A 23,188-nucleotide genomic window follows, 5' to 3' on the forward strand; every position below is an offset into this window, starting at 1 on the left:
GACTCGTCATTCTCGGTGACGTTCGGTGGGCCGTGTTGTGGGCCGAACGGTCAGATACCCGCGGCCTTGCGGTAGAGGGCGACGGCCTCCAGCTGGGAACCGACCTCCAGCTTGGTCAGCACCGCGCGGATCTGCGTCCGGACCGTCGCCAGGGAGACGACGAAGTGGTCGGCCACCGACTGTGCACGCTTGCCGCCCGCCAGCAGGGCGAGGACCTCGCGCTCGCGCTGGGTCAGCCTGCCCAGCTTCTCGTGCAGGTCGCGACGCTCGTGCTCCCGGTCGCGGTGCAGCCGGATCAACTGCTCGCGGCGGCCCGGCGGCATGATCGAGCGCCCGGCGTGGGCCTCACGGATGGCGCTGAGCAGCGCCGGGAACGGCGCGTTCTTGGGGACGAACACGAACCCACCCGCGTCCAGGGCGGCGCCGACCCGGCCGGCGTCGGAGCTGCCGGACAGCACCACCACCCGCCAGCCCGCCTCGCAGAGGGGGCCGACGAGCCGGACGCCGTCGATGCGGTTGCCCTCCGGGTCACGCCCCAGGTCGAGGTCGAGCACGATCAGCCCGGGTGTGACGCGCCGGGCGTGCTCCAGCACCGCGGCGGCGGAGCGGACCGGCTGGAAGGTGGCGTCCTCGCCCTCGGCGCGCAGGTTGAGGGCGAGGGCGGACCCGACCAGCTCGTGGTCGTCGACGATCAGGATCGGGCTGCCGGTGGGGCCGGTCACCGCTCGGTCCTCCCGCTGCGCACCATGGGGGACACCTTAGAGCCGTTGCGCCGATCGCGGTCGCCCCCGTGTGACGGACACGCGGGAGCGGCGCTGTCCACGGACGCACCCGGGTGTCCACCCGTGGTGTCCACCGGACGGGAATCCCCAGCTCAGGGACGACTGCCGGCCTGGTCCGCCAGCATCCTCAGCCCGGACAGGATTCCACCGAACAGATCGCCCTCCTTGAAGGACGCGACCATGCTCATGAGAGCGAGCTTGGCGCCGCGGTCCGGGAGCCGGACCTTCGCGTCGGCGCCGGTCACGATCTCCAGCAGCCGCTGCTCGGGGCTCACGGCGACGAGCACCGCGTCCTCGTGGTCGTCGACGCGTCCGTGCAGATCGACCGCGGTGGCCCGCGCGTCGGCACCCAGGTCGCCCAGGTACAGCGCGAACCGCAGGCCGGTCTCGCGGCTGGCCAGGTACAGGGCCTCGTCCAGACGGGTCAGCTGCACCGGGGTGAACGGGTGCGCGGCCGCGGACGGCTCGACGAAGTTCTCGGCCACCGACAGGCGACCGGAGTTCGTGACGACCGACCCCTCGGGCAGGTCCTCCTCGTTGCCGGTGAAGACGGCGAGGTCACCACTTGCCACCGGTACCTCCTCGGATGTCGCCGCCCTCGGACGGGGCGGTGTCGCCGTGTCCGGCGTGCGCGGCGTGGTGCCCCGCGGCGGACGGCTCGGCGATCCAGAACAGCGGCTCGTACGGCCAGGGGTCACCCGCGTTGTAGCGGGGGCGGTTGCTCCGGTTCCGCACCGCGATCCAGCCCCAGATCGCGAAGTACAGGACGGCCGGCGCGACCACGAAGACCAGCAGGGTTTCGACGACGGTCACGGGGCCAGAACCTAGCCGATCGCTGTGCCCGGCACCTGCTCAGGTGTCCGATCCGACAGCCGCCCGGACCGCACCGCGCGGACCAGCGCGTCATGATCGGCTTCGGTCTGGTCGGCGTAGGCCCTGGCGAACGCCGCGAGCGCCGCGGCCACCTTCCCGCCCTTCCCCAGGTAGCCGGCGATCATCGACGCCCCCGAGGTGCGGGCGTGCCCCTTGGCGAGCAGCCTGCCGCAGACGTCGGCGTAGTCGGCCAGCGCGGGGGCGTCGAGGGTGTCCGGGACGATCGCGCCCTTCATGTCACGGAACTGGCGGACGTAGTACTGGCGGCCGTTGATCGTCGTCCAGCCCAGGAGCGGGTCGGAGACGGTCTGCAGGGCCTGCTGGTACTCCACGACCCGCTGGCCCTGGTGGGCGTGCCAGGCCTCGCCGCCGTGCACGAACGGCGCGACGACCGACCGGCGCGCCTGCTTGAGCTGCAGGAACAGCACGTCGTCGGGGCTGGAGCCCTCGCAGAGCACGAGGTAGGCGCGCAGCCCGACCGAGCCGACCCCGACGACCTTGTGGGCGACGTCGACGGCGTGGTACCCGCCGAGGATCCGGCTCCAGTGCGGCGGCAGCGTCGCGAGGTACTCGTCGAGGGCGGCCAGGATGCGCGCGGTGTGCTCGTCGTCGGGGTGGGTGATCAGCGGCGGCTCGGTGACGATCCGCCGCGCCCCGCCCTCCTCGGTCACGAACCGGGGCAGCGCGCGGTCGCTGGTGCGCCGGCGCGCCCGTTCGGCGGCCTTGTCGATGACCCGGCGCGAGGTCTTGTGGTCGGCGTCCGAGCGCAGGGTGTCGATGTCCATGATGTCGAACGAGCGGGCGAGCAGCGGCTCGTCGGCGAGGTGGCGCAGGTGCTCGGCGTAGGAGGTCACACAGCGGGCTACGGCCTCGCCGCACTGCTCCTCGGTCGCGCCGGAGTCCCGGCCGGCCACCCAGGTGGAGGACACCAGGCGTCGCAGGTCCCACTCCCAGGCGCCGGGGTGGGCCTCGTCGAAGTCGTTGAGGTCGAAGACCAGGTCACGCTCGGGCGAGGCGTAGAAGCCGAAGTTGCCCAAGTGGGCGTCGCCGCAGATGACGGGGTGCACGCCGGTCTCGGGCAGCACCGCGAAGTCCGCGGCGTGCAGGGCGGCGGCGCCGCGCAGGAACGCGTGCGGGGATGCGGTCATCCGCTGGATCCGCAGCGGGACGAGCTCGTGCACACGCCCGGCGTTCTGCGCCTCGACGACGTCGACCGGGTCGGCCCGGCGCAGCTGCGCGGACCACTCGGCGAGCCCGGACCGGGGCGCGACCTTCCGCAGCCCCTTGCCGATGCGGTAGCGCTCGGCGCGGGGCGTGGAGGCGCGCTGCAGCGAGCCGAACGCCGCGCGGTCCGATCCGGCGAGGACGGGGTGCGAGGTCACGCCTGCGTTCTACCGCACAGCGGGCCCCGGAGCCCGCGCGGCGGGCCGGCCTCAGACGTTGCGCCTGCCCAGCGCGCGGTAGGTCCAGCCCGCGGACTCCCACGCCTCGCGGTCCAGGGCGTTGCGGCCGTCGAGCACCCGGCGGGTCTTCACGACCTTCCCGAACGAGCCCGGGTCGAGCTCGCGGTACTGCTTCCACTCGGTCAGCAGCAGGACGGCGTCGGCGCCCTCGGCGGCCTCCTCCGGGGTGTCGACGCAGTCCAGCTGCGACCAGTGCCGCCGCACGTTGGGCAGCGCCTGCGGGTCGGTCACCCGGACGTTCGCGCCCTGCAGCTGCAGCTGCGCGGCCACGTTCAGCGCCGGGGAGTCGCGGATGTCGTCGGAGTCGGGCTTGAACGCCGCGCCCAGCACCGCGATCCGCTTGCCGAGCAGGGAGTCGTCGCACACCTGGCGGGCGAGCTCCACCATCCGGATCCGGCGCCGCATGTTGATGTTGTCGACCTCGCGCAGGAACGTCAGCGCCTGATCGGCGCCCAGCTCGCCGGCGCGAGCCATGAACGCCCGGATGTCCTTGGGCAGGCAGCCGCCGCCGAAGCCGAGCCCGGCGTTGAGGAACTTGCGGCCGATCCGGTCGTCGTGGCCGATCGCGTCGGCGAGCTGCTTCACGTCGGCGCCGGTGGCCTCGCACAGCTCGGCCATCGCGTTGATGAAGGAGATCTTGGTGGCGAGGAAGGAGTTCGCGGCGGTCTTGACCATCTCCGCGGTGGCGTAGTCGGTGACGACCTTCGGCGTGCCGTCGGCGACGATCCGCGCGTAGACGGTGTCCAGGACCTTCTCCGCGTCCACCGCGGTGTCCGCGCCGGACAGCGACGGGACGCCGTAGACGAGCCGGTCCGGGTGCAGGGTGTCCTGCACCGCGTAGCCCTCGCGCAGGAACTCGGGGTTCCACGCCAGCGCGGCACCCGGCACGCGGGCGGCGACCTGCTCGGCCAGCCGGGCGGCCGTGCCCACCGGCACCGTGGACTTGCCGACGACCAGCTCGCCAGGCCCCAGCACCTCGATCAGCGACGCCGTCGCCGCCTCGACGTAGGTCAGGTCCGCGGCGTACTCGCCGCGCCGCTGCGGGGTGCCGACGCACACGAAGTGCACCGCGGCGCCCCGGGCGTCGGCCATGTCCGAGGAGAACGACAGCCGCCCCGAGTCCAGCGACCGGCGCAGCAGCTCCTCGAAGCCCGGCTCGAAGAACGGGACCCGGCCCGCGGCCAGCGACTCCGCCTTCGCGACGTCGACCTCGATACCGACGACCTCGTGGCCCAGCTCCGCCATCGAGGCCGCGTGCACGGCTCCGAGGTAGCCGCACCCGATGACCGACAGCTTCAGCGGGGTGGTGTTCTCCGACATGGCCGGAGGTTAGCTGCCGCCCCGGACGGGCCGTCGCAGACGTCGGGCAGTGTGCGTCCCGGTGACGCCGAGGTGTCGCGCCGGCACTAACGTCCTCGGCCGTGCGGACCCTGCTGCTGGCCGAGGAACTGCTCCTGCTGGGGCTCGACCGCTCGACCGGCCGGATCGGTGACCGGTTCGACGGGCGGGTCCTGCCCGTCGCGCTGGTGCGCGACCTGGTCGACGCCGGCGCACTGCACCTCGACGGCGGGGACGGTCCCGACGGCGGCGACACCGTGACGCCGTCGGGCGGGGAGCCCGACCACCCCGCGCTGGCCGCGGCGCTGGCCGCGGTGACCCGGGACGGCACCGACACCGGCTCGCACGCCGTCGCCGCCACCGCGGCACACCTCGCGCGGACCCCGGCGGGCTCGGCGGGCGGCGCCGTGGGGCAGCTGGTCGCCGACGGGGTCCTCGCCGCGCAGGAGTACCGCCGGTTCGGGCTGTTCCGCCGGGTGCTGCTCACCGAGCAGGACCCGGAGCCGGCCCGGGCGCTGCGCACCCGGCTGGCGTCGCTGCTGGTCACCGAGACGGCGCCGGGCGGGCACGACGGCCTGCTGCTCGCGCTGCTGGGGCTCACCGACCTCGCCGGTGACGTCCTGCCGCCGGAGATCGACGCCCAGACGCGCGGGGTCGCGCAGCACCGCGCGGCGCTCGTCGCGGAAGGGGCGGCGCGGGACCCGTTCGTCCGGGCCTACTTCGCGGTGCGGTCCGGGTGGGCCGGGAACTGAGCCGCTACCCGCGCAGCTCCGCCAGGCGGGCGCGGCAGCTCTCCCAGGTCGGCAGGGCGCCCGCGGCGAGGGCCTCGTCCAGGGTCGGCGCGCCGCGGTCCTTGTCGGACAGCACCGGCTCGACCCCCTCGGCCCAGGGCAGCGCGAGGGCCGGGTCCAGCGGGCTGATCCCGTGCTCGGCCGCCGGGGTGTACGACGTCGAGCACAGGTACCCGACGACGGTGGTGTCGGCGAGCGCCTGGAAGGCGTGCCCGAGCCCCTCGGACAGGTAGACCGCCCGCATCGAGGCGGCGTCGAGGTCGACGGCCTCGGCCCGCCCGAACGTCGGCGACCCGACCCGCAGGTCCACCACGACGTCGCGGACGGCGCCGGCGGCCACGTACAGGTACTTGGCCTGCCCGGGCGGCACGTCGGCGTAGTGCACGCCGCGCACGACCCCGCGCGCCGACACCGACTGGTTGGTCTGGGCGACGGTCAGGTCGAACCCGAGCGCGTCGCGGAACGCCGGTCCCTGGAAGGGCGCGGTGAACGAGCCGCGGTGGTCGGCGAAGGTGGTCGGCTCGAACAGCCAGGCGCCCTCGATCGACAGCGGGGTCGCCTTCACGCCCACCAGCTCCGGTGGTCGCGGTACCAGGCCACGGTGGCGGCCAGGCCCTCGTCGAAGGGCACCCGGGGGGTGTAACCGAGCTCGTCGCGGATCTTCGACCAGTCCACGGAGTAGCGGCGGTCGTGCCCCTTGCGGTCGGCGACCCGCTCGATGCGGTCCTCCCCCACGCCGACGGCGGCGAGCAGCGCGCGGGTCAGGTCCAGGTTGGTCAGCTCGGTGCCGCCGCCGATGTTGTACACCTCCCCGGCGCGGCCCGCCGTGGCGACCAGGGCGATCCCGCGGCAGTGGTCGGAGACGTGCAGCCAGTCACGGACGTTGAGACCGTCGCCGTAGAGCGGGACGGTGCCGCCGTCGAGCAGCCGGGTGGTGAACAGCGGGACCACCTTCTCCGGGAACTGGTACGGCCCGTAGTTGTTCGAGCAGCGCGTGATGACGACGTCCAGGCCGTGGGTGCGGTGGTAGCTGCGCGCCAGCAGGTCGCTGCCCGCCTTCGCCGCGCTGTAGGGCGAGTTCGGCTCCAGCGGGTGGGTCTCGGGCCACGAGCCCGACGCGATCGAGCCGTACACCTCGTCGGTGGAGACGTGCACGAACCGGCCGACGTCCGCGTCGAGCGCGGCCTGCAGCAGGACCTGGGTGCCGACGACGTTGGTCGTCACGAAGTCCGCGGCGCCGGTGATGGAGCGGTCCACGTGGGTCTCGGCGGCGAAGTGCACGAGCAGGTCGGCACCGCCGTCGAGCACCTCGGTGACGCGCCGGGGGTCACGGATGTCGCCGCGCTCGACCGTCAGCCGCGGGTCGTCGGCGACGGGCGCGAGGTTCTCGGTCCGGCCGGCGTAGGTGAACGCGTCGAGCACGGTCACCCCGGCCCCGGCCAGCTCGGGGTGCTCCCCGCCCAGCACCTCCCGGACGAAACAGGACCCGATGAACCCGGCCCCGCCGGTCACCACGATGCGCACGTGCCCTCCCCGCTCACTGTCCGGCCCCGCCAGCGTGTCAGAGTCGGCCCCGACGATCGGGAGGTGGGCGCGTGCGCGCGTGCGTGCTGGGGGCGAACGGGCAGCTCGGGCGGGCGCTGGTCGCCGCACTGCCCGGCGCGGTGGCACTCGACCGTGCGGCGCTGGACATCGGCGACGCCGCCGCCGTCGCCGCGTACGACTTCACCGGCGTCGACGTGCTGGTCAACGCGGTTGCCTACACCGCCGTCGACCGTGCGGAGACCGAACCGGGCGCGGCGTGGCGGGCGAACGCGGCGGGCCCCGCGCACCTGGCCGCGGCGGCCCGCGAGCACGGTTGCCTGCTGGTCCACGTCTCCACCGAGTACGTCTTCGACGGCACCGCGCCCGGCCCGGTGCCCGAGGACGCCCCGCCGTCCCCGCTCGGGGTGTACGGCGCGTCGAAGGCAGCCGGGGAGCTGGCGGTGCGGGCGGCGCTGCCGGAGCGGCACGTGATCGTGCGGACCAGCTGGGTCGTCGGCGACGGCGGCAACTTCGTCGCCACCATGGCGCGGCTGGCCCGCGACGGGGTCTGTCCCGCCGTCGTCGACGACCAGGTGGGGCGGCCGACGTTCGCCCCCGACCTGGCCGCGGCGCTGCTCGTGCTGGCCGGGTCCGGGCGGCACGGCACCTTCCACGTGACCGGCGACGGCGAGCCGGTCAGCTGGCACGGACTGGCCCGGGAGGTGTTCGCCCGCTGCGGCCGCGACCCCGGCGACGTCCGCCCGGTGTCGACCGCCGAGTACGGCGCGGACAGGCCGCACCTGGCGCGCCGGCCGGCGAACTCGGTGCTCGACCTGTCCCGCGCGACCCGCGCCGGGGTGACGATGCCGCCGTGGCGCGACGGGCTCGGCGCCCACCTCGGGACCGTCCGGTGAAGGGCGTCATCCTGGCCGGTGGCACCGGCAGCCGGCTGTTCCCGCTGACCGCGGCGGTGTCCAAGCAGCTGCTGCCGGTCTACGACAAGCCGATGATCTACCACCCGCTGACCACGCTGATGCTGGCCGGGATCCGGGAGATCCTGCTCATCTCCACCCCGCACGACCTGCCCGGGTTCCAGCGCCTGCTCGGCAACGGCGGCCGGCTCGGCCTGCAGATCACCTACGCCGCCCAGGAGCACCCCAACGGCCTGGCCGAGGCGTTCGTCATCGGCGCCGACCACGTCCGCGGCGGGCCGTCGGCGCTCGTGCTGGGCGACAACATCTTCCACGGCGCCGGGTTCGGCGACCTGCTGCGCCGCCGCGCCGCCGAGGTCGCCTCCGGCGACGCGGGCTGCGTGCTGTTCGGCTACCCGGTGCGCGACCCGCGGCGCTACGGCGTGGGCGAGGCCGCCCCCGACGGCACCCTGCTCTCGATCGAGGAGAAGCCCGAGCACCCCCGCTCGGACCGCGCCATCACCGGCCTCTACTTCTACGACGACCGCGTCGTCGACATCGCCGCGCGCATCACCCCCTCGGCCCGCGGCGAGCTCGAGATCACCGACGTCAACCGCGCCTACCTCGAACAGGGCCGCGCCCGCCTGCAGGACCTCGGACGCGGCTTCGCCTGGCTCGACACCGGCACCCACGAGTCCCTGATGGAGGCCGGCCAGTACGTCCGCGTCCTGGAGAACCGCCAGGGCATCCGTATCGCCTGCGTCGAGGAGGTCGCCCTGCGGATGGGCTTCATCGACGCCGCCGCCTGCCACGCCCTCGGGGCGCAGCAGGCGGGCTCGGGCTACGGCGAGTACGTCATGGCCGTCGCGGATCAGTTCAGGTCGTAGCCCGGTACGGCGCCGCCGTCCTCGCCGCGGTGACAGCGACGGCGGGCCTCGTGGTCACCACCGACGGCGTGTCCGGGTCCTGACTCTCCGTGGTCGATCGACGGCATCGACCCGGGTTCCGTTGTGGCACTTGTCGTCACGCAGCGCTCGTCTTCTTGAGAAGACAACCAGGGCAAACGAGTGATGCGAATCCCACGTTCGCTGCTGTAACGCACGTAGCGTGCACGACGACCTCGCCACGTGTGCGGCCAGTTCTCAGGCAATACCTCTGAATGGGTTAATGCCGTGCGCCGTTCCGGCCCGCACCTCGCGATTGGTGGTTACTCATCGTGACATCGCTCGCACCATCCACCGCAACGCTCCGTCGCACGAACGGGCGGCGCATCATGTGGATCTTCTTATCGCAGTACACCTTCCGCGCGGCCGGCCGACCGTGAGCGCCGGACCGACGCAGGCCCGTCGCCCCGCACGCGCCACACCCCGTACCCATCACCGGCCCCTGCTCCGGCGGCCGGTCACGCCCCGGGGCCCCGGCCCGGTCGGACCACCCGCCCGGGCCGACACCTCCTCCGCCCCCGCGCCGGTGCGCAGGCTGGCCGCCCGGGTCAGCCTCGTCCGGACGGTGCTGGTGCTGACCGACGTCGTCGCCGTCGGGACCGCCGCGGTCGTGGTCGCGCCGACCGGGCACGACGGCGTCGTCGCCGCCTCCGCGCTGCTGCTCGCGGTGCGCTCGGCGGCGCGTCTGCACCGCTCCCGGCTGCGTCTGTCCTGGTTCGACGACCTGCCCCGCGAGCTGGCCGCCCTCGTCGTGACGATGGGGCTCGTGCTGGCCGGGGCGATGGCCCTGCAGCAGAACCTGGACACCCGCATCGACGTCGCCGGGCCGGTCGAGGTCGTGTTGCTGGCCACCCTCGTCGCCCTGCCCCTGCGCGCCGCGGTGCTGTTCGCCGCCCGGCTGCTGCGGGTCCGGTGGGCCGTCGGCGAGCCCACGCTGATCGTCGGCACCGGATCGCGGGCGGTGGAGCTCGACGAGACCATGCGCGCCCACCCCGAGTACGGCCTGCGCCCACTCGGCCACGTCCTCTCCGAGGACCTCGACCTCCTGGTGGCGCGCGAGCGGGCGGCGCTGTCCGCGCGGATCCGGGACGCCGCCGCCCGGCACCGGGTGCGCGTCGTCGTGTTCGCCTGCCACGGCGTCGACGACGCCGCCGTCCTCGACGCGGCGATCGAGGCCCGCCGCGACGGGCTCGGCGTCCTGCTGCTGCCGTGGCTCTCGGAGCTGGTGCACGACCACTCCGGCGTCGAACGGCTGCGCAGCATCCCGCTGCTGCGGCTGCCCGCGGACCCGAGGAACCGGCTGTCCTGGCGGCTCAAGCGCCTGGGCGACGTCGTGGTGTCCGCGCTGGCCCTGGCGCTGGCCTCACCGCTGCTGGTCGCGGTCGCCCTCGCCGTGCTCGTCGAGAGCGGGCGGCCGGTCATCTTCCGTCAGGAACGCATCGGCCTGGACAACCGGCCCTTCACCGTCCTGAAGTTCCGCAGCATGCGCCCGGCCGACGAGCGCGAGCAGCAGACCCGGTGGTCCATCGCGGGCGACTCCCGGGTCGGCCCGGTCGGCAGGCTCATCCGCCGCACCTCGCTCGACGAGCTGCCCCAGCTCTGGAACATCCTGCGCGGGGACATGAGCCTGGTCGGGCCGCGCCCGGAGCGGCCGTCGTTCGTCGAACGTTTCTCCGCCGAGCACGAGCGCTACACCGCCCGCCACCGCGTCCCGGTCGGGCTCACCGGGCTCGCCCAGATCTCCGGGCTGCGCGGCGACACCTCCATCGCCGACCGGGTCCGGCACGACAACTACTACATCGCGAACTGGTCGCTCTGGCTCGACGCGCAGATCGTCGTGCGCACGGCGCGGGAGCTGGTCCGGCGCGGCCGGCACTGAGCGGCCGCGCCGGGCGGGTCAGCCGGCCTGGCGCTGCGCGAGCCCGAGGGCGTACTCGGGGTACCACTGCCCGGCGGCCGGCTCCCCCGGACGGCAGGCCCCGTCGGACTCGCCGGGGCGCTTGACCCACAGCAGTGCGTCGACGCGGTCGTCGCCGGTCTCGGTGGTCGGGTCCGCCCCGAGCCCGCGACCGGGCGGGTTGCAGAACGCGGGCACCCCGCCCAGCGACGCCTCGTCGGCGACCCCCTGGCCGTTGCGGCTGGTGTCGACGACGAAGTGCGCCCCGCCGAGGCGGTCGGAGAGCTGCCGCCCGAACGCGACGACCTCGGGGGTGGGGTAGAAGTTCGCGACGTTGAGGGCGAACCCGTCGGCGGCCCGGACCCCGGAGCGCTCCAGCGCGCCGGCGAGGGCGTCGACGTCGCTGATGAAGCCGGGGTTGCCCGCGTCGACGTAGACCCGGGCACCCGCGGTCTTGAACGCCGCGACCGCCTCGGACAGCAGCTGGTAGCGCTCGTCGCGCAGGTCGCCGTCGACGCAGCCGGACAGCTCGTGCGGCACCGCGTCGGGCTCCAGGACGACCGTGGCCGTCGTGCCGCCCAGCCCGCGGACGATCTCGGTGACCCAGTTCCGGTAGTAGCCGCCGTCCGGGGCGCCACCGCCGGAGAAGCTGCCGCAGTCGCGGTGCGGGATGTTGTAGGCGACCAGCAGCGGGCGCGCACCGGCCGCGGTGGCCCGGTCGACGTAGTCCTTCGTGTCGGCCTGGGCCGCGGCGACGTCGCCGCTCACCCAGTGCGGGAACGGCTGCGAGGCGATCTTCTCGATCTGGTCGGCGTCGGCGTCGCGGCCCTCGTCGCGCCACCGGACGACCTGGTCGGCCGCGGCGCTGCGCGGGTCCACGAACAGCCCTGTCGCGCTCGGCGGGGCGGACGCCGGGTCGCCCGGTGCGGGCGCGGTGGGCGCGCCCGCACCGCACGAGACGAGCGTCAGGGCGGCGGCCAGGGCACCGGAGGAGACTGCCAGCAGCGAGCGCACGATGCTGGAGTGTGTCACCTGAGGTGCACCCATGACGCCACGGACGGCACCCCGGCGTCGTCGACGAGGAAGAGCATGTACCAGCCGGGCGGCACCAGGGTCGGCTCGGCGGGCACGGCCAGGCCGAGCGAGCCGTCCGGGTTGCGGGCGATGTCGAGGCGCACCGAGCGCTGGTCCACGTCGGTCGCGTGGGTGACCGCGCTGGGCCGGATCAGCCGGGCCTGCGCGACCCGGTCCGCGTCCGGGCTGGTCACGGTCATGGTGCTGCCGAGCGTGGCCTCGCCCGGGGCCTTCGCGATCACCGGCTGCGGCCCGTGGAACAGGTACGGCGGGGTGTAGATCTCCAGCCGCTGCTCGAACGGGGCGGGCTTGGTGTTGTCCACGTTCTTGAACAGCGAGTTCCCGCCCGCGGTGAGCACCTGGCCGTTGGGCAGCAGCAGCGCCTCGGCGTGGTAGTCGCGGCCCACCGCGGGGTCGGCGACGGCCGAGAGCGTGTTCGTGCCCGGGTGGTACAGGTTGGCCTGCAGGATGTCGCTCGCGCCCTTGCCGCGGTAGTCCGCGGAGCCGCCGGTGATCAGCAGGTCGTCGGTGGGCAGCTGCACGACGCTCGGGTAGCGGGTGCGGGTGCGCAGGTCCGGGCCGGGGGTGAACGCGGGCGCCGGCGCGCGCAGGTCGATGGTGTCGATCCGCGCCGAGGACACCGGGGACTCGCCGACCCCGCCGCCCCCGACGACGACCATCCGCTGGTCCTGCACCGGCCCGGCCCAGGACGACCCGGAGGTCTCCATCAGCTCCGGCTCGCGCAGCCCCGGGACGGGGGCGAACGAGTTGTCCGCCAGGTTCCAGAACCCGGGGACGCGTCCGGCGTCGGCCGGGCCGTAGCCGGCGTTGGAGCCGGAGTAGAACAGCCGTCCCTCCTGCCGGGTCTGGAAGATCGCCGGGTAGGTCGGGAAGTAGCGGAACAGGTCGGGCCGGTCGGTCCAGCGCTTCGTCGCCGGGTCGTAGACCTCGTTCTGGCCGGGCAGGATCTGCCCGGTGCCGTCGAGACCGGAGATCGCGAGCACCTGGCCGTCGGGCAGCCCGGTGAGCGTGGGGTACCAGCGCTTCTGGGTCATGTCCCCGACGCGCACGTACTTCTCGGCGAACGGATCGAACTCGTAGGAGTCGGCGATGCCCTGGAAGTCCTGCTTGTCCAGGGTCATCCTGTCGCCCATGCCGTACACGTTCGCGGCGTCCCCGGGGGCCAGCGACGGGATCGTGTACTGGGCGGGCCGGTCGGTGACCCCGGCGGCGCCCTCCTCGGTGGACTCGACGAAGCCGATGGTCTCGCTGGCGGTGACGACGGTCCCGTCGCCCTCGCCGGTCTTGGTCGCGGCCATGACGTGGGCCGGGCTGGTGAGGGTGTACTCGCGTCCGTCGGGGTCGCGGAACACGGTGCCGGAGTCCAGGTGCAGCTCGCGGTCGGGGTTCTCGTTGCGGATCCGCATCGCGCCGGCGGCGCGGGTGACGAAGCCGTCGAGGACCTCGTAGCGCTGGGTGCCGCCGGCGACGAGGAGCTTCCCGTCGGGCAGGAAGGTGTGGCCGCCGCAGAACAGGTCCGACGGGGTGTCGATCTCCGTCGCGTCGCCGGTGGCCGGGTCGTAGACCAGGGTGCGGAAGGTGCCGGCGTCGAACTGCTTCTGGTCGTTGCCCGAGCCGGCGACGAGCAGGACCTTGCCGGTCGGCAGCATCGCGGCGTGGATGGCGTTGATCCGGACGTCCGCGGGCAGCTCGACGACGTCCCAGCGGCCGTTCGCGGCGGTGTACTCGGCGCTGTGCAGCCACGCCTCGTGGCGCACCTCGGCGATCCAGGCGAACGCGGGCGGGGCGTTCACCGCCAGCAGCACGGTGGGCACGCCGATCATCGCGATCAGCCTGCGGCGGCCGAGGACGGCGCGCGCCGCCCGGGAGAGCAGGCGCCTCACGCCACGGCTCCGATCTTCTCGTCACGGGGTTCGGGGATCACGGGCACGAGCTCGACGAGCTCGGCCGCGGACGCGATCCGGCCACGGGTGCGCAGCAGGCCACCCAGCCAGATCGCCATCGGGACCAGGGAGACGACCAGCGCGAGCGCCGGCCACATGAGGACGTCGAGGTTGGCGTAGCCGAACGCGAACGACGCCGCGATCGCCGCCGCCAGGAACCCCGACCAGCGCAGGTGCCGGGCGAAGGTGACGACGCGGTCCGGGCTCGCCGCCTCCGCCTTCGGGGTGACGACGAACGTCGCCGGGCGCCGGAGCACCGTCGCGACCAGCGAGGACGCATAGATCGGCGCGGAGAGCACCGACATCGCCATCCCCGTCAGCCCGGTCGAGTTCTCGTGCTCGTAGGGGCTGACGTTGTAGCGGCGGTTGCGGATGTAGACCCACAGCTGGAACGCGGTCGCGTCGACGTAGAGCGCGAGCCACAGCGCGGGCGGGACGACGATGCCCGACACCCCGAACGCCAGGTAGAGCGAGGCGTTGACGGCGCCGAGGATCCAGCCGATCGCCATCGACGGGTAGAACGCGGTGATCAGCAGGTAGTGCAGCGCCCGCGGCGGGGACAGCCGGCGCAGCCGCTTCAGGAAGATGCCCTGCAGGATCACGAAGGTGCCGCGCGACCAGCGCAGCTGCTGGGAGAAGAAGTCCGTCCACGACGACGGCCCCTCCCCCACCGCGACGACGTCCGGTGTGTACACCGAGCGCCACCGCTGCCCGGTCCACGGGTTGCGCCGCGCGTGCAGCGCCAGCCCGGTCGCCATGTCCTCGGTGATCGAGTCGTGCAGCCCGCCGACGGCGAGCAGCGCGTCGATCCGGACGGCGTTGTTGGTGCCGACGAGCATCGGGATGCCGTAGGCGTTCGCGGCCCGCTGGATCAGCGAGTGGAACGGGAACTGCTGGGACTCCGCGGCGGTGGTGACGAAGTTGTCGCAGTTGGCGTAGCACTGCGGCCCGACGACGAACGCGACGTCGGGGTCGCGGAAGTAGCCGAGCATCCGCTCGGCGTAGTTCGCGAGCGGCACGTGGTCGGGGTCGACGGACAGGAACACGTCGTAGCGGTGGCCCTCCGCGTGCACCCACGCGTTGTAGTTGCCGTGCTTGGTGCGCGCCGTGAAGAAACCCGACGGCTCGTTGTAGGCGGCGACGCCCTTGCGGGAGAAGTGCCGGACACCGATCTCGGCGCACATCCGCCGGACCTCGCGGTCGTCGCCCTCGTCGAGCAGCCAGACGTCGAAGGTGCCCTCGTGCCGGATCCGCCGCGCGGCCTCCAGCGTCGCGCGGACCATCTCGATCGGCTCCGAGCCGGGGACGATCGTGGTCAGGAACGCGACGCGCAGCGCCGGGTCCGGCCGGACCGGGACCGGGTCGCGGGCGAGCACCGAGGCCAGCGACAGCGAGAACACGTTGACCAGCCGCATCGTCTCGACCAGCGCGATGGAGCCGATGACGAAGACGTTCGCGGCCTGGATCCACCAGCGCTCGTCGACGTCGGGATGGTGGGAGGGCTGGAGCAGCCAGACCACGAACAGCACCTCGAAGGCGACGTTCGCGCCGATGATGGCCAGGGTGCCCGCCCAGCGACGGCCCTGGCCGTCGTGCAGGTTGCGGTACCGCACCCGGTACGTCTCGCCTGCCGGCGGCGGCTCGGTGACCTCGCCGGAGATGCGGCTGAAGTCGTGCAGCGACCGGGCCCCCACGGCGGGCGCCCGGTTCTGCGGGGTGCCGGACGCGACGCTCGCGGTCACCGGCGTACCTCCCAGATCTCGGTCGGGAACGTGCGATGGGCACGCCGGAGGGAGGGCTCGGCGCGTGTCCCGGCCGGCCCTGAGGGCGTGATCGTTCCCGTGTGGAGCGTCCATCGACGCTTCCCGACACCCCGTTACGACGCGTGGCGGCCGGGCTGGGCCGCCCGCACCGCCCGATGTGGACCCGCCGTGACCGCGTCGTGATCGAGAGGTGCGGCGAGCAGGGGAAACCCCGTCGCCGGTGATCTTTTCGGCCGTGTCTCGCTGGGCCGAACGGCCTAGTTCTCCGCTACGCGATGTGTCGGGTCATCGATTCTGATGATCCATCGCGAACTCCGGCGAGGTCCCCAGTTCTGATGACGGGTGGGGCCCTCGGAGTCAGAAGGGCAGGTGCCCCGACAGCACGACGGCCGTCGCGACCGCCGCGGTGAGCACGAGCAGGAGCGCGGCGACCGCGGTCCGGCGGGTGCCCGTCGTCGCGGGACCGGCCGCCGGAGCGACGCCCGGAGGCGACCAGAGCGGCCGGCCCGTCCGGCGCCCGGCGGGCCAGGGCCCGGCACCGTCGCGCTCCCGACGGGCCGCGACCGTGAGCGTCTCGGCCCGGTCCGCCGTCACCGGGTCGATCCGGTCCTGCGCGGTGAGCGCGGCGGTCAGGTCCCGGATCCCGATGGCGTCGCCGGGCAGGGCCCGCCCCCGGACGACGTCGCGGACCCGCGTCGTCGAGGTCCGCAGCCTGCGCGCGAGCACACGCTCCGACGGGCAGCCGTGGTGCACGTGGACGTCGTCGAGCAGGTCGAGCAGGTCCCGGTGCGGGCCGTGCTCGGGCCAGGACGTCCGGTCGAAGCGGCGCAACGGCACCCGTTGCCTCCTCACGCAGGATGATCGTTCGATCACCTGTCGCATCCGGCGGCGTCGGCGTTACTCAATTCTGATGAGACGCCGCGATCGTCACTCCTGATGACAACCCCTCGCATGGATTACGACGAACGGCGCAACTTGCGCGCGGGTGAGGGAGCGGTCGCTAACGGTAGGCGTCCGCCTGTCGAAAGCAGGAGCAGCGAACGGTGCACTCCGGGCACCGAGCGGGCGACGACGCCGACCCCAGCGGTCCGTGGCCCTTTTCTTCCCGCCCCGAGGAGCACGTAGTCCTGTGAGCACCCACCACGACGTCTCCCGCCTGTCCGAGCGGTCCGTCCCGAGTCCGCGGGTCGCCACACCGGCCGGGGGCGGGCGTGACCCGTTGCCCGGCACCCCGCGGTGGCAGCGCCGGTTCACCGCACTCGTGGTCCTCGGTGACCTCGCGACGGTCGCGCTCCTGACCGCGGTCGCGGTGCTGGTCGGGCTGACCGGCCTCGAGGCGGCCGACCGGGCGCGCATCGGCTCGGGTCTGATCGCCGCCGGCCTGCTGGCGGTGGCCCTGCCGGTCTCGCGGGCCTGGGACGGCCGGGTGCTGGGGACCGGGTCCGCGGAGTTCGTCCGTCTCGGGCGGGCCGTGGTCCTCACCGACGTCGTGCTGGCCCTGGGCGGTCTGGCGCTGATGGTCGACTCGTCGCGGGAGTGGGTCTTCCTGCTCGTCCCGGGCACCGGAGTCGCCCTGCTGGGGGTGCGGTTCGCGCTGCGCAAGATGCTGCACGTGCAGCGCGGCCGGGGCCGGGGTCTGGCCCCGGTGCTGGCGGTCGGCGAGGAGGCGTGCGTGGCGGACCTGATCCGCCGCACCCGTCGCGACCCGTACTTCGGCTGGCGGGTCACCGGGGTGTGCACCCCGACCGGCACCGGCACCGGCGGCGGCTACGTCGTCGACGGCGTCCCCGTGCTGGGCGACCTCGACGCGGTGACCGGTCTGGCCCGCGACGGCGGGCACCGGGTCGTCGCGATCTGCCGCTCGCCCGGCTGGGGCCCGACGCGGCTGCACCGCCTCGCCTGGGACCTCGAGGGCTCCGAGACCGAGCTCGCCGTCGACCCGGGCCTCATGGAGATCGCCGGGCCGCGCATGCACATCACGCCGGTCGACGGGATGCCGCTGCTGCGGCTGTCCGAGCCGCGGTTCTCCGGCGCGTCGAAGATCGTGAAGTACGTCGCGGACCGCGCGGTCGCCGCGCTGCTGATGCTTCTGGTGGGGCCGTTGTTCCTGGTCCTGGCGGCCGCGGTGAAGCTCGGCGACGGCGGCCCGGTGTTCTTCCGCCAGGAGCGCGTCGGCACGCACGGGCGCACCTTCGGGATGCTGAAGTTCCGGTCGATGTGCGTCGATGCCGAGGCGCGGCTGGCGTCGCTGGCCAACGACCACGGCGACGGCCCGCTGTTCAAGATGCGTCGCGACCCGCGCGTCACCCGGGTCGGGGCGTTCCTGCGGAAGTACTCGCTCGACGAGCTGCCGCAGCTCCTCAACGTGCTCGGCGGATCGATGAGCCTGGTCGGGCCGCGCCCGCCGCTGCCCCGTGAGGTCGCCACCTACGCCGACGACGCGCGCCGCCGCCTGCTCGTCAAGCCCGGCATGACCGGCCTGTGGCAGGTCAGCGGACGCAGCTCGCTGACGTGGGAGGAGTCGGTCCGTCTCGACCTGCGCTACGTCGAGAACTGGACCCCCGCACTGGACCTGCTGATCCTGTGGAAGACCGTCGGCGCGGTGCTCCGCAGCCGCGGCGCCTACTGACCCGGCGCCGCGGCCTGCGGGCCGCTCAGGCGAACAGCTTCTCCTGCTCCTCGCGGAGCGCGTCGACGAGCCGGCCCGGGGGCAGGGTGACGTCGTCGTAGGTGAGCACGGCGTCCTTCGCGACGTCGCGCACCAGCGTGCACCCCTCGGCCACGCCCATCGGCAGCAGCCGCTCCGCGCGCGTGACCGGCGAGGACTCCGCGACGCCGTAGGTGTCGTAGCCGCCCAGCCCGTCGACCGTGTGTCCTGCCTTCAGGTCCTGCTTGGCGGTGGCGACGACGTCGACCCGCTGCCCGGCGGGCGGGCTCAGCGCGGCGTCGGCGAAGTCGACGGCCCGCACGATGGTGTTCGGGACCTCGAAGTGGCACAGGTGGTACGGGGTGTAGAAGCTGTACAGCGGGCCCTCGCCGAGCTTGTACAGGTTCAGGTAGTGGCGCTGCTTCGGGTCGTCGTGGGTGCCGAGCACGTAGATGCCCGGGCCCGGCTTGGCGCCGACCACGTAGTCGACGACGCCGCCCAGCTCGCGCAGCTCGTCGACGTCGTAGGTCTGGGTCAGCTCGTCGACGTGCCCGGCGTGGTCGCGCCCGTACATACCGCGCTTCCCGACGGTGAAGCCGAACGCGTTGGCCACGATCGCCTGCTCGAACGACACCTTGGTGCCGTCGGCGAAGCTGGTGACCATGTAGGGGTCCTGCCCCCACTTCTCGGCGAACGCCTGCTGCGTGGTGGGGGTGCGGTACTCGTCCTGCAGGCCCTTGATGTTGCCGGCGACGAGCGGGGTGACCCCGATGCCGCGCACGAAGCGCAGCAGGTTGGCCTGGACGCCGGGCTGGTCGCCGTCGGCACCGGTCAGGACGACCCCGGCGGCGCGGGCGCGGTGCGCGAGCAGCGGGCCGACGGTGCCGTCGAGCTCGGCGTTCATCGTGACGACGGGCAGCCCGCGCTCGATCGCGGCGACGGTGACCCGGGCGCCGAACTCGACGGCGCCGGTGACGTCGACGAGCACGTCGATGTTCTCCGCGGCGAGCAGCGCGAACGCGTCGCCGAGCACGGCCGGGACGCCCTTCGCGACCATCGCCTCGACCTGCGCGGTCGTCGACACCTCGACCGGCTCCAGCCCGGCCTCGGTGTAGGCGCGCACGGCGGTGGCGACGGTGCGGTTGGCGATCGCGACGACGTCCATCCCGGGGGTGGAGTTCATGATCTGGTTGACCAGGCCGCGGCCCATGAACCCGGCGCCGACCAGGCCGACCCGGATCGGGCGGTTCTCGGCGGCGCGCTTCGCGAGGGCGGTGTCGAGGATCAGCATCAGCGGGCTCCGGTGACCGACGGGAAGTCGGCGTTGTCGGCCAGCAGCGGCCAGTTCGCGTCCTTGTCCGAGACGTGGTCGACCGCGTGCGGCCACTCGACGTCCAGGGCCGGGTCGTTCCAGCGCAGGCCGCGCTCGGCGCCCGGGGTGTAGGGCGTCGAGACCTGGTAGATCGTCGTCGCGTCGGGGGTGAGGGTGAGGTAGGCGTGCGCGAAGTTCCGCGGCACGTACATCGCCCGGTAGTTGTCCTGGGACAGCTCGGCACCGAACCACTGCAGGTAGGTGTCGGAGTCCGGGCGCAGGTCGACGATCACGTCGAAGATCGCGCCGCGGACGCAGCGGATGACCTTGACCTCGGCGTTGGGCTCCAGCTGGTAGTGGAAGCCGCGCAGGGTGCCCGCCTCGTGGTTGTACGAGAGGTTGCACTGGGTGATCGTCGGGTCCAGCCCGGCGTCGCGGAACTCCTGCTCGCAGAAGGCACGGGCGAAGAAGCCGCGGTCGTCCTCGAGTCGCTTCAGGTCGATGAGAGCCGATCCGGGGAGCGGGGTCTGGTGAATCTCCACGCCCGGCATCATCGGCCAGAGCTGATCGACCGTTATCGGGTACCCCCGCGCGGGTGGCGCACACGACTCCGGCCGTGACGGGGTGTGTGCCACCCGCGGCACGGGGTGACCGAGACGGGCTCAGACGGAGCCGGGCGCCACCGGGTGGACGTAGGTGCCGGGGCGGGTCGCGCCGTCCTGACGGGAGACCGGGCCCTGGTCCCACTTCAGCGTCGTCGACGTCGTCTCGTCCGGCGCGGTCACGACGATGTCGGTCGGCGTCCAGCTGTCCCCGGGCAGCCAGGTGATCACGGTGTGCGCGGTCCCGCCCGGCTTGACGACGACCGCGGTGGACTCCTCCCCCGCCCGGGGCAGCGAGTAGGACGGCCCGAACTGCGGGTCGTCGGGGCCGCGCAGGTCGACGCCGCCGAACCCGGTCATCGTGCAGGGCGCGTCGGAGGTGTTGCGCCACACGATGGTGGTGTCCTTCTGGTTGTCGCCGAGGGTGGTGCCGAGGCTCGCCCGGAGCGACCCCGAGGTGCAGCGGTCGACGCGCGCGGCATCGGGCCGGCTCGACTCCGGGCCCGCGGCCTGCGCGGACGTGGTGGCGGGCGCGGCGGCCGGCGCCGTGGACAGCGCGGCGGGCGTGCTGCCGCCACCGCCGCAGCCGGCGCAGAGCAGAAGGAGGAGTCCGGCGGCGAGCGTGATACGGCGCGACGTCATGCGCGACACCGTGCTCCGGCCCGCCGCATCCTGCTGTGTGGCACAGGAACGACCACCCGACAGGGGGTCAGCGACCCCGGGCGAAGAGCACCTCGGCGAACGTCCGCACCATGATCTTGAAGTCGAGCCAGAGCGACCAGTTCTCGATGTAGTAGTTGTCGTAGCGGGCGCGGTCGGAGATCGAGGTGTCCCCGCGCAACCCGTTCACCTGGGCCAGCCCCGTGAGCCCGACCTCGACACGGTGCCGGTAGGCGTACCGGTCGTACTCACCCGAGAACCGGGACACGAAGTGCGGTCGCTCGGGTCGCGGCCCGACCAGGCTCATGTCACCGCGCAGGATGTTCCACAGCTGTGGGAGCTCGTCGAGGGAGGTGCGGCGCAGCAGCCTGCCGACGGGCCCCACCCGGTCGTCCGCCGCGATCGACCACTGCGTCGCGGACTCGCGGTCGTCGACCGGGCGCATGGAGCGGAACTTCAGGCAGTCGAAGGTGCGTCCGTTACGGCCGACCCGCGGCTGCCGGAAGATCACACCCGGACCGCCCTCCAGCCGGACCGCGAGCGCGCACAGGGCCAGGACCGGCGACAGCACCACCAGCGTGACGGCGGCGACCGCGATGTCGAAGGCGCGCTTGATCCACCGGCCGGGCCCGTTGACCGGCGGGGCCAGCACCCGCATGATCGGGATCGACCCGATGTGGTCGGGCAACACCGTCCGGGTCTGGAAGTGGTGCAGCCGCGGCACCACCAGCAGGTCGCACGACACGCATGCGGGCCGGCGCACCGCCTCCACCAGATGGCTCTCGGAGATGTCGCCGTCCGCGACGAGCACCACGCTGATCCGCTGTTCTCGGACGACCTGCTCCAGATCGTCCACGTCACCGAGGCGCGGCACCCACGAGCCGGCGGGACCGCGCCCACCGTCGTCGACGAACCCGACGACGTCCAGGCCGTAGCGGGGCTCGGCGCCGAGCACACGGCACAGGTCCGCCGCCACACTGCCCGCGCCGACCACCACGGTGCGGTGCCGCGTCCGGCCCACCGCCCGCGACCACCGGATGACCGTCGTCACGGTGATCCGGCCGAGGACGACGAGGCCGATCACCACGGCCGAGTTCAGGAGGAACGTGGACACCACGTCGGCGGAGTCGTAGCGCGGGGCGATCAGGGTCGCGACGATCGCCGTGGCGATCAGCAGCTTCCCGAGCACCGCCGGCAGCTCGTCGAGGACGCTCAGGTGCAGCCGGGCGCGGTAACGGCGTCCTCCGACCAGCAGATACAAGGCGATGGCCGCCATCGCGACCGTCGCCTTGACCTGCGCGCCGTGCCACACGATCGGCGACAGGAGCGAGACGGCGTCGAGGGGACCGACGACCATCCACGCACGGATACGGCCGACTGCGGACGGCCGACCGACCTGGGCCGGACGGAGCATCTCGCGCTCCACGGGGTTCGCCTCCGGCGCCGCGACGCTAGGGTCGACAGGCCTCTCGGTGATGCTCACGAGCGATCGACCTCGACTTCTCTGAGTGATCTGGCGTCGAGGAAGTCGTCGGCCACACCCTTTGCGTTTCGCTCGGACGGCTCACAACTCTCCTGATTATCTCGCTCACGGTGAGTTGTGTGACCAAGCATCCCGCTGAACGGCGTAACGCCGGTCCGATCGTGGGCGACCGTTGTGACGTAGTGCGATCGACGGCCGGCGCGGAAGCGGGAGCAGCGATGATCTTCGAGGACTTCGACGGACGGGCCGCCGAGCTGTGGGGGACACAGCCGCTGCGACTGCGCCACGGACTGTCCGAACTCGACCTCTTCTCCGACGAGTCACTCGCGGACCTCGTCGAGCACCTCCCCACGAGCCATCTGCAGATCAATACGGCGGACGCGGTCGCCGCCAACACCTGGTCGGCGTGCACCCGCGGCGGACGGACCGGGGCCGAGGTGCTCGAGGCGGTCCGCGGCGGCCGCCTGTGGATCAACATGATGGGCCTGCAGGAGGTCGACCCGCGGTTCGCCGAGCTGGTGGCCGGGATCTACGCCGAGATCGAGGAGGGCGTCCCGGGGCTGCGGACGTCCAAGCACCGGATCGGTGTCCTCGTCTCCTCCCCCGGCGCCCAGGTCCACTACCACACCGACGTGCCCTGCCAGACCCTCTGGCAGCTGCGCGGCCGCAAGCGCATCTGGATCTACCCGCCCACCGCCCCCTTCCTGCGCGAGCCCGAGATCGAGGACGTCGTGCGTCGCGTCTCGGAGGAGGGCATCTCCTACGAACCGTGGTTCGACGACTACGCCCGCGTCCACGACCTCGAGGCGGGCGACATGCTGCACTGGCCGCTCAACGCGCCGCACCGCATCGTCAACGACGACGTCGTCAACGTCTCGCTGACCACCGAGCACTGGACCGCTCCGAGCCGGCGGGCCTACCTGGTCAACTTCGGCAACGGTGTCCTCCGCTCCGACCTCGGATGGCGGCCGCGATCCCGGGCGACCGCCGGTCCGGGGCTCGTCGCCAAGGCCGGGCTCGCCACGGCGTACCGGCTCAGCGGCCTGCGCAACCGACGGACCGCGGTCCGCACGGCGACCCACGTCGTGGACCCGCAGGCCGGGGGCGGCGCGCGCCTGCTGGCGGCCGGACCCCAGCCGGTCGCCTGACACCGGTCCGCA

Annotated in this window: 21 protein-coding genes; 6 read left to right on the top strand and 15 right to left on the bottom strand. The window is 73.2% G+C overall.

Features of this window, described 5'->3' with window-relative positions:
• Positions 1-50: 50 nt before the first annotated feature.
• The 5 genes from MTO91_RS20230 to MTO91_RS20250 all read right to left on the bottom strand — a co-directional run bounded on the left by MTO91_RS20230 (position 51) and on the right by MTO91_RS20250 (position 4,438).
• Entirely contained in the window at positions 51-722 is a 672-nt protein-coding gene (locus tag MTO91_RS20230) for a response regulator transcription factor (RefSeq protein WP_405415678.1), read from the bottom strand.
• 152 nt (positions 723-874) lie between these two features.
• Complete coding sequence (locus tag MTO91_RS20235; protein ID WP_208819790.1) at positions 875-1,354, bottom strand: DUF5130 family protein; 480 nt, start codon at positions 1,352-1,354, stop codon at positions 875-877.
• Positions 1,341-1,595, bottom strand: a complete 255-nt coding sequence (ctaJ, locus tag MTO91_RS20240; protein ID WP_476652315.1) for an aa3-type cytochrome oxidase subunit CtaJ — start codon at positions 1,593-1,595, stop codon at positions 1,341-1,343. The genes MTO91_RS20235 and ctaJ overlap by 14 nt, the downstream gene beginning before the upstream one ends.
• Positions 1,596-1,606: 11 nt before the next feature.
• Complete coding sequence (locus tag MTO91_RS20245) at positions 1,607-3,037, bottom strand: DUF2252 domain-containing protein (RefSeq protein ID WP_476652316.1); 1,431 nt, start codon at positions 3,035-3,037, stop codon at positions 1,607-1,609.
• Positions 3,038-3,088: 51 nt separating this feature from the next.
• Positions 3,089-4,438: a UDP-glucose dehydrogenase family protein gene (locus tag MTO91_RS20250; RefSeq protein ID WP_208622966.1), complete on the bottom strand. Its 1,350-nt coding sequence runs from the start codon at positions 4,436-4,438 to the stop codon at positions 3,089-3,091.
• 101 nt (positions 4,439-4,539) lie between these two features.
• Here MTO91_RS20250 and MTO91_RS20255 point away from each other — a divergent pair, with 101 nt between their 5' ends.
• Positions 4,540-5,208, top strand: coding sequence for a GPP34 family phosphoprotein (locus MTO91_RS20255; protein WP_476652318.1), 669 nt, complete (start codon positions 4,540-4,542; stop codon positions 5,206-5,208).
• A gap of 4 nt (positions 5,209-5,212) precedes the next feature.
• On the opposite strand, the gene MTO91_RS20260 is transcribed toward MTO91_RS20255, so the two are convergent.
• A complete protein-coding gene (locus tag MTO91_RS20260; RefSeq protein ID WP_476652319.1) occupies positions 5,213-5,812 on the bottom strand; it encodes a dTDP-4-dehydrorhamnose 3,5-epimerase family protein in 600 nt (199 codons plus the stop codon).
• Positions 5,809-6,771: a dTDP-glucose 4,6-dehydratase gene (gene rfbB / locus MTO91_RS20265; protein ID WP_476652321.1), complete on the bottom strand. Its 963-nt coding sequence runs from the start codon at positions 6,769-6,771 to the stop codon at positions 5,809-5,811. Before rfbB ends, MTO91_RS20260 begins: the two co-directional genes overlap by 4 nt.
• Positions 6,772-6,842: 71 nt before the next feature.
• Between rfbB and rfbD the strand changes: the two genes are divergently transcribed.
• From rfbD to MTO91_RS20280, 3 genes are all read left to right on the top strand, one after another.
• A complete protein-coding gene (gene rfbD, locus MTO91_RS20270) occupies positions 6,843-7,685 on the top strand; it encodes a dTDP-4-dehydrorhamnose reductase (protein ID WP_476652323.1) in 843 nt (280 codons plus the stop codon).
• Complete coding sequence (gene rfbA / locus MTO91_RS20275; protein WP_476652325.1) at positions 7,682-8,569, top strand: glucose-1-phosphate thymidylyltransferase RfbA; 888 nt, start codon at positions 7,682-7,684, stop codon at positions 8,567-8,569. The genes rfbD and rfbA overlap by 4 nt, the downstream gene beginning before the upstream one ends.
• Before the next feature lie 583 nt (positions 8,570-9,152).
• Positions 9,153-10,505, top strand: a complete 1,353-nt coding sequence (locus tag MTO91_RS20280) for an exopolysaccharide biosynthesis polyprenyl glycosylphosphotransferase (protein ID WP_476652326.1) — start codon at positions 9,153-9,155, stop codon at positions 10,503-10,505.
• An 18-nt stretch (positions 10,506-10,523) separates the two neighbouring features.
• On the opposite strand, the gene MTO91_RS20285 is transcribed toward MTO91_RS20280, so the two are convergent.
• The 4 genes from MTO91_RS20285 to MTO91_RS20300 form a co-directional block, all read right to left on the bottom strand.
• Positions 10,524-11,555 (bottom strand): glycoside hydrolase family 6 protein, encoded by a 1,032-nt coding sequence (locus MTO91_RS20285; RefSeq protein ID WP_224401655.1) that lies wholly within the window; start codon positions 11,553-11,555, stop codon positions 10,524-10,526.
• Positions 11,552-13,501 (bottom strand): radical copper oxidase GlxA, encoded by a 1,950-nt coding sequence (glxA, locus tag MTO91_RS20290; protein ID WP_476652328.1) that lies wholly within the window; start codon positions 13,499-13,501, stop codon positions 11,552-11,554. Before glxA ends, MTO91_RS20285 begins: the two co-directional genes overlap by 4 nt.
• Positions 13,498-15,303, bottom strand: coding sequence for a glycosyltransferase family 2 protein (locus MTO91_RS20295; RefSeq protein ID WP_476652330.1), 1,806 nt, complete (start codon positions 15,301-15,303; stop codon positions 13,498-13,500). The genes glxA and MTO91_RS20295 overlap by 4 nt, the downstream gene beginning before the upstream one ends.
• 378 nt (positions 15,304-15,681) lie before the next feature.
• Positions 15,682-16,176, bottom strand: a complete 495-nt coding sequence (locus MTO91_RS20300) for a hypothetical protein (RefSeq protein WP_476652331.1) — start codon at positions 16,174-16,176, stop codon at positions 15,682-15,684.
• 277 nt (positions 16,177-16,453) lie between these two features.
• On the opposite strand from MTO91_RS20300, the gene MTO91_RS20305 reads away from it, so the two are divergent.
• Positions 16,454-17,953, top strand: coding sequence for a sugar transferase (locus MTO91_RS20305; protein WP_476652333.1), 1,500 nt, complete (start codon positions 16,454-16,456; stop codon positions 17,951-17,953).
• Positions 17,954-17,978: 25 nt separating this feature from the next.
• Here MTO91_RS20305 and MTO91_RS20310 read toward each other — a convergent pair whose 3' ends face one another.
• The 4 genes from MTO91_RS20310 to MTO91_RS20325 all read right to left on the bottom strand — a co-directional run bounded on the left by MTO91_RS20310 (position 17,979) and on the right by MTO91_RS20325 (position 21,902).
• A complete protein-coding gene (locus MTO91_RS20310; protein ID WP_476652334.1) occupies positions 17,979-19,262 on the bottom strand; it encodes an NAD(P)H-dependent oxidoreductase in 1,284 nt (427 codons plus the stop codon).
• Positions 19,262-19,825 carry a dTDP-4-dehydrorhamnose 3,5-epimerase gene (gene rfbC, locus MTO91_RS20315; RefSeq protein WP_345644287.1) on the bottom strand — a complete coding sequence of 188 codons (564 nt, stop codon included), beginning with the start codon at positions 19,823-19,825 and terminating at the stop codon, positions 19,262-19,264. The genes MTO91_RS20310 and rfbC overlap by 1 nt, the downstream gene beginning before the upstream one ends.
• Positions 19,826-19,945: 120 nt before the next feature.
• Positions 19,946-20,527: a DUF4232 domain-containing protein gene (locus MTO91_RS20320; protein WP_476652335.1), complete on the bottom strand. Its 582-nt coding sequence runs from the start codon at positions 20,525-20,527 to the stop codon at positions 19,946-19,948.
• A 67-nt stretch (positions 20,528-20,594) separates the two neighbouring features.
• Positions 20,595-21,902: a sugar transferase gene (locus MTO91_RS20325; RefSeq protein WP_476652337.1), complete on the bottom strand. Its 1,308-nt coding sequence runs from the start codon at positions 21,900-21,902 to the stop codon at positions 20,595-20,597.
• 344 nt (positions 21,903-22,246) lie between these two features.
• On the opposite strand from MTO91_RS20325, the gene MTO91_RS20330 reads away from it, so the two are divergent.
• Complete coding sequence (locus tag MTO91_RS20330) at positions 22,247-23,176, top strand: hypothetical protein (RefSeq protein ID WP_346103972.1); 930 nt, start codon at positions 22,247-22,249, stop codon at positions 23,174-23,176.
• The last annotated feature ends 12 nt before the right edge of the window (positions 23,177-23,188 follow it).

The sequence above is a fragment of the Pseudonocardia sp. 2-7 genome, from assembly GCF_056341085.1.

What these genes read in the sequence shown, in the direction of transcription:
- MTO91_RS20310 (WP_476652334.1), bottom strand. Translation starts at nt 19,262, where the DNA reads ATGCTGATCCTCGACACCGCCCTCGCGAAGCGCGCCGCCGAGAACCGC.
- MTO91_RS20325 (WP_476652337.1), bottom strand. Translation starts at nt 21,902, where the DNA reads ATGGTCGTCGGTCCCCTCGACGCCGTCTCGCTCCTGTCGCCGATCGTG.
- MTO91_RS20330 (WP_346103972.1), top strand. Translation starts at nt 22,247, where the DNA reads ATGATCTTCGAGGACTTCGACGGACGGGCCGCCGAGCTGTGGGGGACA.
- MTO91_RS20250 (WP_208622966.1), bottom strand. Translation starts at nt 4,438, where the DNA reads ATGTCGGAGAACACCACCCCGCTGAAGCTGTCGGTCATCGGGTGCGGC.
- MTO91_RS20320 (WP_476652335.1), bottom strand. Translation starts at nt 20,527, where the DNA reads ATGACGTCGCGCCGTATCACGCTCGCCGCCGGACTCCTCCTTCTGCTC.